14 protein-coding genes are annotated in these 14,135 nt (G+C 43.6%); 11 read left to right on the top strand and 3 right to left on the bottom strand.

All coding sequences use genetic code 11. The features are described 5' to 3' along the window. Positions 1-49 precede the first annotated feature (49 nt). On the top strand, positions 50-454 hold the full coding sequence (locus NYE53_RS15705) for a YugN-like family protein (protein ID WP_327828689.1): 405 nt from the start codon (positions 50-52) through the stop codon (positions 452-454). Here the strand turns inward: NYE53_RS15705 and kbfO are convergent. Further along, positions 451-1,437, bottom strand: a complete 987-nt coding sequence (gene kbfO / locus NYE53_RS15700) for a potassium channel protein KbfO (RefSeq protein ID WP_327828690.1) — start codon at positions 1,435-1,437, stop codon at positions 451-453. The genes NYE53_RS15705 and kbfO overlap by 4 nt on opposite strands. After that, the gene (mstX, locus tag NYE53_RS15695; RefSeq protein WP_021480479.1) at positions 1,434-1,766 is read right to left on the bottom strand and encodes a biofilm formation protein MstX; all 333 of its coding nucleotides are present in this window, start codon (positions 1,764-1,766) and stop codon (positions 1,434-1,436) included. Before mstX ends, kbfO begins: the two co-directional genes overlap by 4 nt. A 46-nt stretch (positions 1,767-1,812) precedes the next feature. On the opposite strand from mstX, the gene NYE53_RS15690 reads away from it, so the two are divergent. The 7 genes from NYE53_RS15690 (at position 1,813) to NYE53_RS15660 (ending at position 6,947) form a co-directional block, all read left to right on the top strand. Continuing rightward, on the top strand, positions 1,813-2,076 hold the full coding sequence (locus NYE53_RS15690) for a membrane protein (protein WP_015483620.1): 264 nt from the start codon (positions 1,813-1,815) through the stop codon (positions 2,074-2,076). Positions 2,077-2,117: 41 nt separating this feature from the next. Next, positions 2,118-2,795 carry a zinc metallopeptidase gene (locus NYE53_RS15685; protein ID WP_003228889.1) on the top strand — a complete coding sequence of 226 codons (678 nt, stop codon included), beginning with the start codon at positions 2,118-2,120 and terminating at the stop codon, positions 2,793-2,795. Positions 2,796-2,838: 43 nt separating this feature from the next. Next, the gene (locus NYE53_RS15680) at positions 2,839-4,128 is read left to right on the top strand and encodes a hemolysin family protein (RefSeq protein ID WP_038828450.1); all 1,290 of its coding nucleotides are present in this window, start codon (positions 2,839-2,841) and stop codon (positions 4,126-4,128) included. Positions 4,129-4,254: 126 nt separating this feature from the next. Then, positions 4,255-5,919: an alpha-glucosidase gene (locus NYE53_RS15675; protein WP_339245555.1), complete on the top strand. Its 1,665-nt coding sequence runs from the start codon at positions 4,255-4,257 to the stop codon at positions 5,917-5,919. Between the two features lie 25 nt (positions 5,920-5,944). Beyond that, a complete protein-coding gene (locus NYE53_RS15670; protein WP_003243642.1) occupies positions 5,945-6,079 on the top strand; it encodes a hypothetical protein in 135 nt (44 codons plus the stop codon). Beyond that, the gene (locus NYE53_RS15665) at positions 6,039-6,437 is read left to right on the top strand and encodes a secondary thiamine-phosphate synthase enzyme YjbQ (protein WP_003243483.1); all 399 of its coding nucleotides are present in this window, start codon (positions 6,039-6,041) and stop codon (positions 6,435-6,437) included. The genes NYE53_RS15670 and NYE53_RS15665 overlap by 41 nt, the downstream gene beginning before the upstream one ends. Before the next feature lie 255 nt (positions 6,438-6,692). Then, complete coding sequence (locus tag NYE53_RS15660; RefSeq protein ID WP_339245553.1) at positions 6,693-6,947, top strand: hypothetical protein; 255 nt, start codon at positions 6,693-6,695, stop codon at positions 6,945-6,947. 13 nt (positions 6,948-6,960) lie between these two features. On the opposite strand, the gene NYE53_RS15655 is transcribed toward NYE53_RS15660, so the two are convergent. Next, complete coding sequence (locus NYE53_RS15655; protein WP_268553097.1) at positions 6,961-7,698, bottom strand: protein-glutamine gamma-glutamyltransferase; 738 nt, start codon at positions 7,696-7,698, stop codon at positions 6,961-6,963. A 157-nt stretch (positions 7,699-7,855) separates the two neighbouring features. On the opposite strand from NYE53_RS15655, the gene mcpB reads away from it, so the two are divergent. The 3 genes from mcpB (at position 7,856) to mcpA (ending at position 14,120) form a co-directional block, all read left to right on the top strand. After that, positions 7,856-9,844 carry a methyl-accepting chemotaxis protein McpB gene (gene mcpB / locus NYE53_RS15650; protein ID WP_003243461.1) on the top strand — a complete coding sequence of 663 codons (1,989 nt, stop codon included), beginning with the start codon at positions 7,856-7,858 and terminating at the stop codon, positions 9,842-9,844. A 176-nt stretch (positions 9,845-10,020) separates the two neighbouring features. Continuing rightward, positions 10,021-12,009, top strand: a complete 1,989-nt coding sequence (tlpA, locus tag NYE53_RS15645) for a methyl-accepting chemotaxis protein TlpA (protein WP_339245548.1) — start codon at positions 10,021-10,023, stop codon at positions 12,007-12,009. A 125-nt stretch (positions 12,010-12,134) separates the two neighbouring features. Continuing rightward, positions 12,135-14,120 (top strand): methyl-accepting chemotaxis protein, encoded by a 1,986-nt coding sequence (gene mcpA, locus NYE53_RS15640; RefSeq protein ID WP_003244077.1) that lies wholly within the window; start codon positions 12,135-12,137, stop codon positions 14,118-14,120. Positions 14,121-14,135: the final 15 nt, after the last annotated feature.

Below are 14,135 nucleotides of genomic sequence, written 5' to 3'. Positions count from 1 at the left end.
ATGAAGTCTTGTTCGGCAGGACAGGATAAGTGAAAAAAGGGGCATTCTGATGATACCAATACCTTCCGCGATAGATGGGCAGTCTTTTCTGCTTCAAGAACTGGAACAAGTGATGAAGCCGCTCGGTTATGTGATAAACGGCGGCTGGGAATACGATCATGGCTACTTTGATTATAAAATTGATGATAGAGACGGCTATTTATTTTTAAGAATTCCCGTCAATGCGGTACAGGGCAGTCTCGATGAACGAGGAGCGGCCGTCCGGATCGGAACGCCGTTTATGCTGAGACAGGTGTTTCAGGCGGATGTTGACGATCACGCCGAGGGAGGGCCTTTCCAATCACTGTTTAATCAATTTTCCGAACCGGAAAGGCGGGACGCGGAAATTGATCCGGCATTTTTGGATATCGGCGCCTCTCTCGTGAAAGAATTGGAGGATGTTTTGTTAAACTAGATGGCAAGGAATTGATCTGTTTCGAGCACCTTGTATGTAAGAGGAGGGGAAAGCATCGGTCCCTCCTTTTTTTGTACGCCTATAATTGTTGTGTTGTGATCAAGGAAATAGAGAACACAGGTTTTGTAAGCCGCTCCCTTTAGTTCGTCAGGAACAGCAAGAAGCTCCACATGCTGATCAAGTGTCAGCTTGATTCCGTTCTGCTGTTTAGACGGCCGTAACTTGACTTGGTAATGCTGCAGCATCGCCCGGCTGATAAATTCTGAAGTTCCGATGATTTGGTTTGCGCCTGCCCGCTCCGCATTGGTGATAAAACGGTCAGTCAAAATCTCGACGATGCAGTAAGCAAGGGGATTAAGCCCTTTAACAGATAAAAGAGTCAGCACTGACAGCATATCAGCATCAGTTTCACTTTTATACTGATCGGCAGTAATCATCACTGATTCCGCTTCAGTAATATTGGCCCGTTTCAGTGTCCCATCATCGGCAGCGTGCCCGCGTATGAAATGAACGTTTTCAATAAGCGGGCCTTCTGTTAAGGATTCATCGATTAGTACGACTGTTTTGGAAGGGGCGGCAAGCTGAAGGTCCTTCAAAAGCCGGTTTGTTTTTTCATTCCACCCGATCAGAATGATGTGGTCCCGGCCTTTGTAAGCAACTTTTCCTTCGATGTAGCGATGCTGTCTGCTGAATGCGGCCGCTGATAACGTAGCGAAATATGCTGTGACAAAGCTTGCTCCGCTCAAAATCAGCAGTATTCCGGCTGCCTGTCCCAGCGGCGTGTGCGGCACATAGTCTCCATAACCGACTGTAGAAACCGTAACGACAGCCCACCAAATACCTTCGAATACCGAAGTGAACTGCTTAGGCTCAAGTATATAAATGATTTGGCCGAACAAAAGAATCAGACATAAAATAATAACCCCGATTCGGATAAATAACGGCCACCTGAGCCATGAAATAAATATCCGATTTGATTTCATTCTTTTTCTCCTTCTTCAGATACTGAGATGGATAAAATCTGTTTAATAATTGTATTTAATTTCTCATTTAGCTTTTCCTGGCCGTACTTATCTCGGGCCTGCTTCATTAACTCGGCTGTATCATCATCAAGCTGAATAAGCGGTTCATCAATTTCCGATTCATTATACAGCTGGATAAACGCGTCCAGTCCTTCATTCATTCGGTCGATTGCTGTGCTCAGCTGTTCCTTTTCCTCACTCGTCACTTTCATAGCTTCCATCACACCCGTGCTTTTTTCTAACAGTATGTCCCACTTCCGGTGATGTTTTTCAAAAAATGTACAAAACATATAAAACCGGATTTCTCCATAAACTAAAACAAAAAGGATGAAAAAGATGACGATCTTTCAAAGAACGATCGTGGTTTTAATCGGTACGCAGCTGGCGGCATCCGCGGTGATTTTGTTTATTTTCGATTTGAATTCATATAATCACTTTTCCGGAAGCTTCTCCTGGCTTCATTTTCTGAAAGAACTGGCCGGCAGTTTCGCCTTTTATTTGTTTTCAGCAGGCCTGTTCTTTTTGCTGATTGGATTGTGTGCTCCAAGCCGGAAGAAAAAGCGCATTTCTGTACACGGGAAAGAAAACTCATTAAAATAATCGTAATAGAGAAATGATCATGGAAAAAGGATGATGAAAAAATGCTGTTTATATTTTTAACAATAGCCGCATTGGGATTGTCGTTTTGGGCACAATTTAAAGTAAAGAGCAACTTTGAAAAATATTCAAAAGTGGAAGCCTCAAGCGGACGTACAGGGGCAGAAACGGCAAGACGGATTTTAGATATAAACGGTCTTTACGACGTGCCGGTCGAACCGGTAAGAGGCACTTTAACAGACCATTACGACCCGACAAGACGGGTGGTGCGTTTATCTGAGCCGGTCTATTACGGCCGCTCAATTTCCGCCATATCCGTAGCTTCCCATGAAGTCGGACATGCCTTGCAGCATCAGGAGTCATATGGTGCGCTTGTGCTGAGACATAAAATCTTCCCAGTCGTGAATTTTGCATCCGGTGTAGCTCCTTTGCTTTTCTTAGGAGGCATGCTTCTCGGCAGCCTGAATTTGATCGGGCTTGGCATCATACTGTTTTCAGCGGCAGTCTTTTTCCAGCTGATTACATTGCCTGTCGAATTCAATGCAAGTTCACGTGCGAAGCAGATTATTGTGTCAGAAGGATTCATCCGAAACAATGAAGAAAATGGGGTAAATAAAGTGCTGAGTGCTGCTGCCTTAACGTATGTGGCCGCCGCCCTGGTTTCCCTGTTTGAACTACTTCGTTTTGTGATGATTTTCTTAAACGGTCGTGATGAGAATTAACGTTAAGGAGGTGGCCCCTTACCATTTATGGTAAGGGCTTTTTTTGCTTATTTTACAATTGATCGCCATTTTTGTTTTGATTGGCATTACGGCTGTTTTCGTTGCAGCGGAATTTGCGATCGTCAAAATCAGAGGTTCAAAAATCAATCAGCTCATCGAAAGCGGTGACAGCCGAGCACTAGCCGCACATAAAATCATCTCCAATCTTGACGAGTATTTATCAGCCTGCCAGCTCGGGATTACGATTACAGCCCTCGGCCTTGGGTGGCTTGGTGAACCTACATTTGAACGTTTTCTTCATCCCTTATTTACAATGACAGGCATGCCGGAACCGTTTAACCACATTGTCACATTTGTAGTTGCATTTATTATCGTCACTTTTTTGCATGTGGTGATGGGGGAGCTTGCCCCGAAAACGGTTTCTATTCAAAAAGCTGAAGCTGTAAGCTTATGGATTGCAAAGCCGCTGATCTGGTTTTATAAAATCACGTACCCGTTTATTAAAGCATTAAACGGCTCTGCAAGCTTTCTTGTGAAATTGTTTGGCTTTCATTCAGTAAAGGAGCATGAGGTTGTCATCAGCGAAGAGGAACTAAGGCTGATCCTTTCTGAAAGCTATGAAAAGGGAGAAATCAATCAGTCTGAATTCCGCTATGTAAATAAGATTTTTGAATTTGACAACCGGGTAGCGAGAGAGATTATGATTCCGCGGACAGAAATTGCGGTTATCTCTCTGGAGCAGTCGCTTGAAGAGGCGATTCATCACATCATTAATGAACGGTATACGCGCTATCCTGTCATCAAAGATGACAAGGATCATATTTTAGGGATCATCAACAGCAAAGATATGTTTAAAGCTTATTTTCTCGGCCAGCCGATAAAGCTGAATCAAATCATGAGGCCCGTTATCAGAGTCATTGAAAGCATTCCTGTTCAGCAGCTTTTAATCCGCATGCAGAAGGAGCGGATTCACATGGCGATTCTCGTAGATGAATACGGGGGAACTGCGGGGCTTGTCACTGTAGAGGATATTATAGAGGAAATCGTCGGGGAAATCCGCGATGAGTATGATCAGGATGAAACACCGCACATCCTGAAAAAGGGCGAGCACCATTATGTGATGGATGGAAAAGCGCTAATAGACGAAGTGAATGACCTTCTCGATATTGCGATTGAAAATGAAGAAATTGATACGATTGCAGGCTGGCTTCTAACGCAAAAAATGGAGCTGAAAGCAGGAGATGTGATACACGCGGAGGGCTGTGAATTTAAAATCCTCGACGCCGAAGATCATCACATCCGTTTTGTAGAAATAAAAAAAACTGATTTTTAATAAAAAACAGCCGGGGAACGAACGGCTGTTTTTTGTGTCATCAAGTCATTTCTTAAAAAGCAATGCTGTGAAGCCTTTTTTCTACATAGGATATATAAGACCGGTACACTGGGAAGGAGTGGCTGTATGAAAAAGGCTTGGTGGAAGGAAGCCGTTGTTTACCAAATTTACCCCCGCAGTTTTAAAGATTCAAATGGCGACGGAATTGGGGATATTCAAGGAATCAGATCCAAGCTTTCTTACATAAAAGAGCTGGGCGCTGACGTCATATGGATTTGCCCGCTGTATGACTCACCGAATGCTGATAATGGCTATGATATCCGGGATTATCAAAACATATTAAGCGAGTTTGGCACCATGGAAGATTTTGATGAACTGCTTGGTGACATTCATGATCTGGGGATGAAGCTGATTATGGATCTCGTTGTGAACCACACAAGCGACGAACATCCATGGTTCATAGAATCCCGTTCATCCATACACTCGGAAAAGCGTGACTGGTATATTTGGAAAGACGGCAAAAACGGAAAAGCGCCCAACAATTGGGAAAGCATTTTCGGCGGGCCGGCTTGGGAGTATGATCAAAAGACAAGCCAGTATTATCTTCACCTTTTTGATAAAAAACAGCCTGATTTGAATTGGGAAAATGAACAGGTGAGGAATGCCGTTTATGACATGATCAATTGGTGGCTTGATAAAGGAATTGACGGATTTCGGGTGGATGCCATTACGCATATTAAGAAAAAAGAAGAGCTTCCCGACATGCCGAATCCAAAGGGGCTGGACTATGTCCATTCCTTTCCTTATCATATGAATGCTGACGGCATTATGGATTTGTTAACAGAGCTGAAGGAAAACACATTTTCCCGCTATCCGATTATGACAGTTGGTGAAGCAAACGGCGTCGCTGCAAAAGAAGCAGCTGATTGGGCTGGAGAAAAAAACGGCATATTCAGCATGATTTTTCAATTTGAGCATCTCGGCCTGTGGGATGTAGAGATCAATGAAAGTATTGATATCGTTGCATTTAAACGAATTTTAACTGACTGGCAGGACAGTCTGGAAGGGATCGGCTGGAATGCTTTGTTTATGGAGAATCACGACCAGCCCCGTTCAGTTTCTGTGTGGGGAGACGACGGAGTGTACCTGAAAGAAAGTGCAAAAGCGCTTTCCGCTGTTTATTTTCTCATGAAAGGCACACCGTTTATTTATCAGGGACAGGAACTCGGGATGACGAACGTGGCTTTTCCATCTATTGATGACTATGATGATGTCGCGATGAAACGCCTGTATGAAACAAAAACAGCGAAAGGCACATCACACGAGGATGTGATGAAGATTGTCTGGAAAAAGGGAAGAGACAATTCGCGAACGCCGATGCAATGGAATGCTGGTCCATACGCCGGATTTTCTGAGGCCAAACCGTGGATCGGAATCAATGAGAATTACAAATGGCTGAATGCCGAGGCGCAAAAAAACGATAAAACATCCGTTTACCATTTTTACAAAAGCTTGATCAAGCTACGCCAAACATATGATGTTTTTATTAACGGGACATACGAGCTCATTTTACCGGAAGATCAGCAAATCTTTGCATATCTTCGGAAAAACGAGAGCCATACTGCACTGATTGCGGCCAATCTGACAGGAACACCGGCGTTGTTCAGGCACTCTGGATTGCCATTGTCATCAGATGCACTCGTCTTGTCAAATATTGAAACAGAGCCGCACAAGCATATGACATCAGTACTCTTAAAGCCGTATGAAGCAAGAATATATCTATGGTGCTAAACTCCAGCCTTAGACTGGAGTTTTTTTGTTTTATCGGGTTTATGAGAGCGGTTTAACAGGAAAAAAAAGAACACAGAACGAATTAAGCGATGAGAGCGGACAAACGAAAGGAGAAACAAATGCTGAAAACACTGCAAATCAAAACAACCAAACGAGATGAAATGATTGATATCACCCGGGAGGTGGAAGCGTTTCTTCAAGAAACAGGTATAACGAGTGGCGCAGCGCTGATTTACTGTCCGCATACGACTGCGGGCATTACAATTAATGAAAATGCCGATCCGGACGTCAAAAAAGATATGCTCAGAAGGTTTGATGAGGTATATCCGTGGGAACATGAGCTGGACCGCCATATGGAGGGCAATACAGCTGCACACATGAAGTCGAGTACAGTCGGAGCTTCACAGCATGTCATTGTGGAAAACGGCCGGCTTATTCTTGGAACGTGGCAGGGCATTTATTTCTGCGAATTTGACGGGCCTCGCACCCGGACATGCTATATCAAAATGATGGGATAATAGGCTGTTTTTTATGACAAAAGCATGATCGCTGAACAAGCGCCGATAGCCGGAGGGCTTGTCACACCCGCCCACGCTGCGGCTTTATCGAATGAAGGCACGCTTGGCATTCGGCTATCTCAGTCACGACATGCTCGAAAAGCTAATCCATATGCGAAATAAATAAAGGAAAGCCTTGCATGAGGGATAGTCAATCAATGGATGTAAACGTACCGAGCTTTGCCGAACGTAACTTGATAAACTGAGGTGACAGATATGAACATTCTTCAATATTCTTATAAAAAAAGAGGGAAAATTGAGTTTGTATTTGAAGGCTGGCCTCACTCAAAAGTTACAATGGTTCCTATCAAAGGCTACTATTTTGTCCGCTTTATCAAATGGAGCAACCTGGATCCAATCGTGACAAGAAATGACCTTGAAAAAATGGAGTGGGCTGCGAACCAATATTTCGGCACAGCCCCCTTCTATCGAAAACGAAAGGCATTTGAAACCCCATCGTCCGGAAAATAGGCGATGGGGCTTTTTAGCGGACGATGCGGAAAAGAGACGGAACATCCAGTCTGGTCGCCTGAGACAGAAGGTAGGCTGACTGTAAGGCTCCTTTTTTCCTAAAAGAATTCAGCTTATCAATAATTTGCTGTCCGTTTAAGATTCCAAGACCATGGGCAAAATATTTATCTTCCCCCAGTAAAATCACATTTTCGCCCCTCCATTGCGCCTTTTGCGGATCAAATTCAGGATTCTTAAAATACAAACAATCTCCAAGGAAAAAGTGGTGTCCTGTTTCCGTATATATCGGCAATTTCTCATAATGCCAGTCATATAAAATAATTCTGTCAAAGCTGGCATTGAATTTATCTTCTCCGATTGTATCGATTAAGGCCAAGTAATAAATGACAACGATTGCGGTTGCGCATTCAAACGCATAAAACGGGCCGTTCTCAGCAATGTCACGAATCGCTTTTGAAGGCGGCATTCTGTATTTCAGCTCCAAGGCGCCCTCCGGTGAAACCCTCCAATACGTTGTATTCCCGTATGTTTTTAAAAAAGTGGCAAACTTCGCCCCGCTTTTGTGCAGCGTCTTTGCCGCTGCTACAATATTCATCCGCAGTTTAAGCTCAAACATCAGTTCAGCAATTGAATGATAATCAAACTGAACAGGCGTCTCAATCATCTCTTTTAACAGCGGATTCAGATTTTGATCAATCTGCCAATTTTCAATATCCTGGGGACGGAGCAATTGTCCTGATACAATAATCATGTTTAGCCCCCCTTGTTTTTTATAAGATATGCAAAGAGCTTGGGCAATGAAAGTTAAAAAGGCAGAAGACAGCCAAAAAGAACTTCTTCCATTTTATATTTTAAAACTTTTTTAAGCAGCCGATATATACTGTATCAAACCTGAAGGAGCAAGTGACATGAAGACTTTTATCAATTGGCTGAAGAAACCGTCTATTTCAAAGAAATTAATCGTCTCATTTATTGCGATTCTCATTATCCCTATTCTTATATTAGAATTTAGCTCTTACCGAAGCGCCAGCGGAAAGCTGGATCAGGAAATTATGGGAAATGCGAAAAACAGTGTCGATACATTTAATACAACTGTTACAAATGATCTGGGAGAAAAAGCGAAAGCAGTCACCTTTTTCAGTGAATCTCTTAAAAGATCCGCATTCAAAGGGAAATCAAATCAAGAAGAGATCAAAGCTAAATTTTCACAATATGTATCTATTAATCAAGGAGTAGCCAGAATTTATGGGGGCGCAGATAACGGCACTTACGTACAAGCGCCAAAAGAAAAATTGCCGGAAGGATACGACCCGAGACAACGGCCTTGGTACCAGGATGCGATGAAGGCCGGCGGTGAAATTGTCGTGACAGATCCTTACGTGGCTGCGAGTGACGGAAGCATGGTCATTACCATTGCACAGGAGCTGAAGGACGGATCTGGCGTTGTCGCCATGGATATTACCATTGATAAATTGTTAGAACAAATGAAACAAATCAAGGTCGGAAAAGAAGGTTATGCTTTCATTGCAACAAAAAACAAAACCTATGTCGCCCACAAGAACCATAAGGCTGGAGAAAAGCTTTCAGGCGACTGGGTAGCCAAAATGTATGCGAATGACAGCGGTGAACTCCAGTATACTCTTAATAACGAAGATAAAAAGATGACCTATACTACAAACGAACTGACTGGTTGGAAAATAGCCGGCACAATGTATATGGATGAAATTAAGGATGCCTCAAAGTCTGTGCTGACAACAGGAATGATTGTGCTGATTGCTTCCATTGTGGCAGGCGGAATTTTAATTCTGTTTATCGTTCGTTCGATTACAAAACCGTTAAAACGTCTTGTTCAATCATCGAAAACGATCAGCAGGGGGGATCTGACCGAAACGATCGAAATCCATTCAAAGGATGAGCTTGGAGAGCTTGGGGAAAGCTTCAATGAAATGGGACAATCTCTCCGCTCTCTGATCAGCGCTATTCAGGACTCGGTGAACAATGTGGCCGCATCTTCCGAACAGCTTACCGCATCTGCCGGGCAGACGAGTAAAGCCACCGAGCATATTACGATGGCGATTGAGCAGTTCTCAAACGGAAACGAGGAGCAAAGCGAAAAGGTTGAATCCAGCTCTCATCAGCTGAACTTAATGAATGAAGGACTCCAGCAAGTCTCACAAACATCGTCAGATATTACAAAGGCATCTATCCAATCAACGGAAATCGCCGGAACGGGTGAGAAGTTTGTGCAGCAGACAGTCGGACAAATGAACTCGATTAATCAATCTGTTCAGCAGGCTGAAGCTGTTGTCAAAGGCTTAGAAGGAAAATCAAAAGACATCACAAGCATTTTGAGAGTCATCAACGGAATCGCTGACCAAACAAATCTGCTTGCACTAAATGCAGCCATTGAAGCGGCGCGTGCCGGAGAGTCAGGACGCGGCTTCTCTGTCGTAGCGGAGGAGGTGCGCAAGCTGGCTGTCCAATCAGCCGATTCAGCGAAAGAAATCGAAAAGCTGATCCAAGAAATCGTCGCAGAAATCGACACCTCTCTTCACATGTTTAAAGAGGTCAATCAGGAAGTACAGTCCGGACTTGTTGTCACAGACAATACAAAAGAAAGCTTCCAGAGCATTTTCAGCATGACAAACGAAATCGCGGGCAAGCTGCAGACGATGAATTCCACCGTCGAGCAGCTGTCAGACCGTTCACAGCATGTTTCAGCAGCAGTCAGCGGCATTGCAGACGTGTCGAAAGAAAGCTCGGCAAGCATCCAGGACATTGCCGCATCAGCTGAAGAACAGCTTGCTTCCATGGAAGAAATCAGTTCCTCAGCGACGACTCTTGCGCAGATGGCAGAAGAGCTTCGCGATCTGACGAAACAATTTAAAATCGAGTAAAAACCGAAAAACAGCGCTATCAAAGCGCTGTTTTTTTATATGGTAAACAATAATAAAGTCCTAGTTTAACAGGTGAATTTAGAACCATTTTTCATTTTTTCCTCCATTTTCAATGTAATTTAAAGGAAGATCCGCCGATATAATTTGTAAATTATTGAAAGAAGGTTCAAAAGGAAATGAAAAAAACACTCACCACTATTCGCAGATCATCAATTGCAAGGAGACTTATTATTTCTTTCCTGCTGATCTTAATTGTCCCGATAACCGCCCTTTCGGTTAGCGCTTATCAATCAGCAGTTGCCTCACTTGATGTACAGATGACGCAAAGCGCAAAGGAAAATGTTCAGATATTAGATCACATCATTGATGATAAAATCAGCACGACTGAAAAAAGCCTCGCATATTTCAGCGATTGGGCTACAGCAGAAAAATTTCAGGATAAAAAGAAATCAGAGCTGAAACAGGAGTTTAAACAATTTATCCAAATGAATGATAATGTCGCTGCGGTATTTTCAAGCGGCAAAGACGGGGACTTCACACGTTATCCGTACGCTGACATGCCAAGCGACTTTAATGCTTTGGAACGAGATTGGTACAAAGAAGCAATGGCCAATAAAGGCAAAACAATTGTCACTGAGCCTTATGAATCGATTTCATCAGGAAAAATGGTCGTCACCATCGCCCGTCAAACGGTGGATGGGTCAGGCGTTGTCGCCATTGATATGAAAATTGATGACTTAGTCACTACCGCGAAAGGAATCAATATCGGAAAAGAAGGCTATGCTTTTATCTTGAACCAAAACAAGAAAGTTATCGCCTACTCCGGAGAAAAAGCGGGAACAGAGCTAAAAGGGGACTGGGTTGATAAGCTCTACAGGGATAAAAGCGGGGACTTTGAATATACGTACAAAGGCAAAAAGAAAAAAATGGCATTTGCAACAAGCGAAACAACAGGCTGGAAAATCAGCGGCACGATGTATGCAAACGAGATTCACGATGCTGCAAGCAGGGTTCTGATCATGGCTTCAATCGTTCTGGCGATTGCTATCGGAGCTGGAATGACGGCGATTTATTTTGTGATTCGATCCATCACAAAGCCATTGAGACGCATTGTCGCATCCGCTGAAAAAATTAGTGAAGGCGATCTAACCGAAACGATTGAAATCAATTCAAAAGATGAACTCGGCGTTCTGAGCGAGAGCTTCAATCATATGGCACACTCGCTTCGCTCGCTCATTCACGGGATCAAAGACTCAGTAGAACACGTTGCCTCCTCGTCTGAAGAGCTGACTGCATCGGCAGACCAGACAAGCAGAGCCACTGAGCACATTACGATGGCTATCGAGCAATTTTCAAACGGCAGTGAAAGCCAAAGCGAGAAAATAGAAACGACAACCGAACAAATTAATGAAATGAATGACGGATTGGCAGAGCTGGCGCGGGCTGCAGCAGTGATTACAGAAACATCCGCAGATTCAACAGAAGTGTCAAGCAAGGGGGAGACACTCGTCCAGAAAACAGCCGGCCAAATGAACACAATTGACCATTCCGTAAAAGCAGCGGAACAAGTGGTGAAAGGGCTGGAGATCAAATCAAAGGATATCACGAATATTTTGCGTGTCATCAACGGCATTGCGGATCAAACCAATCTTTTGGCTTTAAATGCCGCCATTGAAGCTGCCAGAGCGGGTGAATATGGCCGGGGCTTCTCAGTCGTCGCTGAGGAAGTGAGAAAGCTCGCGGTACAGTCGGCTGACTCAGCAAAAGAAATTGAATCGCTGATCAGTGAAATAGTAAAAGAAATTCACACATCACTGAACGTGCTTCAGTCCGTAAACAAAGAAGTTGAAACAGGGCTTGTCATGACGGATGAAACTAAACAGAGCTTCAAACATATATCGCAAATGACCAATCAAATTGCTTCCGAGCTGCAAAACATGAATGCAACGGTTGAGGAGCTGTCAGCGGGAGCTCAAGAAATTTCCGCAGCTTCAAATGATATCACAGCCATTTCTAAGGAAAGCTCGGATGGCATCCAAGATATCGCTGCTTCAGCTGAGGAACAGCTGGCATCCATGGAGGAGATTAGTTCATCTGCACTGACGCTTGAAAGAATGTCTGAAGAACTCCGTGATCTGACAAAACAATTTAAAGTAGATAAATAATAGGTCTAAAATACTATTTATTTATGGGAAATTAGTTACTTTTATTGAATTTCTTCTTTTTTGCTGTATATATTTACCCATTTCCAGCCGATATGAAGGGTAGCATAAAAAAGGAGAAATGAATGATGAAAAAAATACTCCAACTCATAAAACAAAGATCAATTACACGGAAGCTTCTTGTTTCCTTTCTGTCGATCCTCATCATACCGGTTGTCATATTGGCGATCTTTGCGTATCAATCGGCTAGCAGCTCACTCGACAGACAGATGATGGGGAGCGCATTGGAAAATGTACAGCAATTAAACGAAATTATTAACACCAGCATCGGCGAAAAAGAAAACAGTGCTGATTATTTCAGCGAATGGCTGACAAAAGAGAAATACAATGCAAAAAGCAATGCAAGCATTGCAGAGAAATTCTCACAATATATCAGCATTAACAAGGATGTAGAATCCATTTATACAAGCGACACAAAAGGGCACTTTACCCGCTATCCGGATCTTCCGATGCCAAGCGGCTATAATCCGGTTGAACGCGACTGGTACAAAAAAGCGGTTGCAAATAAAGGGAAAGTCGTGATCACAGACCCTTATAAAACCGCGTCGACAAATACGATGGTTGTGACAATCGCCCAGCAGACAAAAGATGGTTCAGGCGTTATCGCAATCAACATGACGATTGAAAATCTGCTGAAAACAACCAAAAAAGTCAACATCGGCACACAAGGCTACGCATTTATCATGACGAAGGACAAAAAAGTTGTCGCTCACCCTAATGAACAATCAGGAACTGAATTAAAAGGCGACTGGCTCGATAAAATGCTGAGTGCTGATAAAGGCGATTTTCAATACACCATGGATGGCGATAAGAAAAAAATGGCCTTTGACACAAACAAGTTGACGGGATGGAAGATCGGCGGCACCATGTATTTGGATGAAATACATGAGGCAGCCCAGCCTGTCCTTCACCTTGCTTTAATTGTCTTGGCCGCAGCTATTATCATAGGGATTATCGTCATGACTTTGATCATTCGGTCGATTACAACACCGCTGAAACAGCTTGTTGGTTCCTCTAAGCGGATCAGCGAGGGAGATTTGACGGAAACCATTGATATCCGTTCAAAAGATGAATTGGGCGAGCTCGGCAAAAGCTTTAACAATATGGCGTCGTCACTTCGTTCTCTCATACACGCCATCCAGGATTCGGTAGATAATGTTGCCGCTTCCTCTGAGGAGCTCACTGCATCAGCTGCGCAAACGAGCAAGGCAACAGAGCACATTACATTGGCGATTGAACAATTTTCTAACGGCAATGAAAAACAAAACGAAAACATTGAAACGGCAGCAGAGCACATTTATCAAATGAATGACGGGTTGACGAATATGGCTCAAGCTTCTGAAGTGATCACTGATTCATCTGTTCAATCGACAGAAATTGCAAGTGAAGGCGGCAAGCTTGTTCATCAAACCGTCGGCCAAATGAATGTCATTGACAAGTCCGTTAAAGAAGCGGAGCAAGTCGTACGCGGATTGGAAACGAAATCGAAAGATATTACAAACATTTTGCGTGTGATCAACGGCATCGCAGACCAGACGAACCTGCTTGCCTTAAACGCAGCAATTGAAGCAGCGCGCGCAGGTGAGTACGGCCGCGGCTTCTCCGTTGTAGCGGAAGAAGTAAGAAAACTGGCAGTACAGTCAGCAGATTCAGCAAAAGAGATTGAAGGATTAATCATCGAAATTGTGAAGGAAATCAATACATCTCTCGGCATGTTCCAATCTGTCAATCAAGAGGTGCAGACAGGTCTTGACATCACAGATAAAACAGAAATGAGCTTCAAACGCATTTCTGAAATGACGAACCAAATCGCCGGCGAACTGCAAAATATGAGTGCGACGGTTCAGCAGCTTTCTGCGAGCTCTGAGGAAGTTTCGGGAGCATCCGAGCACATTGCATCGATTTCAAAAGAAAGCTCAGCGCATATACAAGATATCGCGGCGTCAGCTGAAGAGCAGCTAGCTTCCATGGAAGAAATCAGCTCGTCTGCAGAGACCCTTTCCTCTATGGCGGAAGAGCTTCGCGATATGACCAAACGATTTAAAATCGAATAATAAGCCTTAACACCC

The organism is Bacillus sp. FSL R5-0523, from assembly GCF_037975295.1.
GTDB classification, from domain to species: domain Bacteria; phylum Bacillota; class Bacilli; order Bacillales; family Bacillaceae; genus Bacillus; species Bacillus subtilis.
The sequence above is the reverse complement of the archived record's forward strand: the minus strand, read 5'-3'. Positions and strand labels throughout refer to the sequence as shown.

What these genes read in the sequence shown, in the direction of transcription:
- NYE53_RS15690 (WP_015483620.1), top strand. Translation starts at nt 1,813, where the DNA reads ATGACGATCTTTCAAAGAACGATCGTGGTTTTAATCGGTACGCAGCTG.
- mcpA (WP_003244077.1), top strand. Translation starts at nt 12,135, where the DNA reads ATGAAAAAAATACTCCAACTCATAAAACAAAGATCAATTACACGGAAG.
- NYE53_RS15675 (WP_339245555.1), top strand. Translation starts at nt 4,255, where the DNA reads ATGAAAAAGGCTTGGTGGAAGGAAGCCGTTGTTTACCAAATTTACCCC.
- kbfO (WP_327828690.1), bottom strand. Translation starts at nt 1,437, where the DNA reads ATGAAATCAAATCGGATATTTATTTCATGGCTCAGGTGGCCGTTATTT.
- mstX (WP_021480479.1), bottom strand. Translation starts at nt 1,766, where the DNA reads ATGTTTTGTACATTTTTTGAAAAACATCACCGGAAGTGGGACATACTG.
- NYE53_RS15655 (WP_268553097.1), bottom strand. Translation starts at nt 7,698, where the DNA reads ATGATTATTGTATCAGGACAATTGCTCCGTCCCCAGGATATTGAAAAT.
- mcpB (WP_003243461.1), top strand. Translation starts at nt 7,856, where the DNA reads ATGAAGACTTTTATCAATTGGCTGAAGAAACCGTCTATTTCAAAGAAA.
- NYE53_RS15705 (WP_327828689.1), top strand. Translation starts at nt 50, where the DNA reads ATGATACCAATACCTTCCGCGATAGATGGGCAGTCTTTTCTGCTTCAA.
- NYE53_RS15685 (WP_003228889.1), top strand. Translation starts at nt 2,118, where the DNA reads ATGCTGTTTATATTTTTAACAATAGCCGCATTGGGATTGTCGTTTTGG.
- NYE53_RS15665 (WP_003243483.1), top strand. Translation starts at nt 6,039, where the DNA reads ATGCTGAAAACACTGCAAATCAAAACAACCAAACGAGATGAAATGATT.
- tlpA (WP_339245548.1), top strand. Translation starts at nt 10,021, where the DNA reads ATGAAAAAAACACTCACCACTATTCGCAGATCATCAATTGCAAGGAGA.
- NYE53_RS15660 (WP_339245553.1), top strand. Translation starts at nt 6,693, where the DNA reads ATGAACATTCTTCAATATTCTTATAAAAAAAGAGGGAAAATTGAGTTT.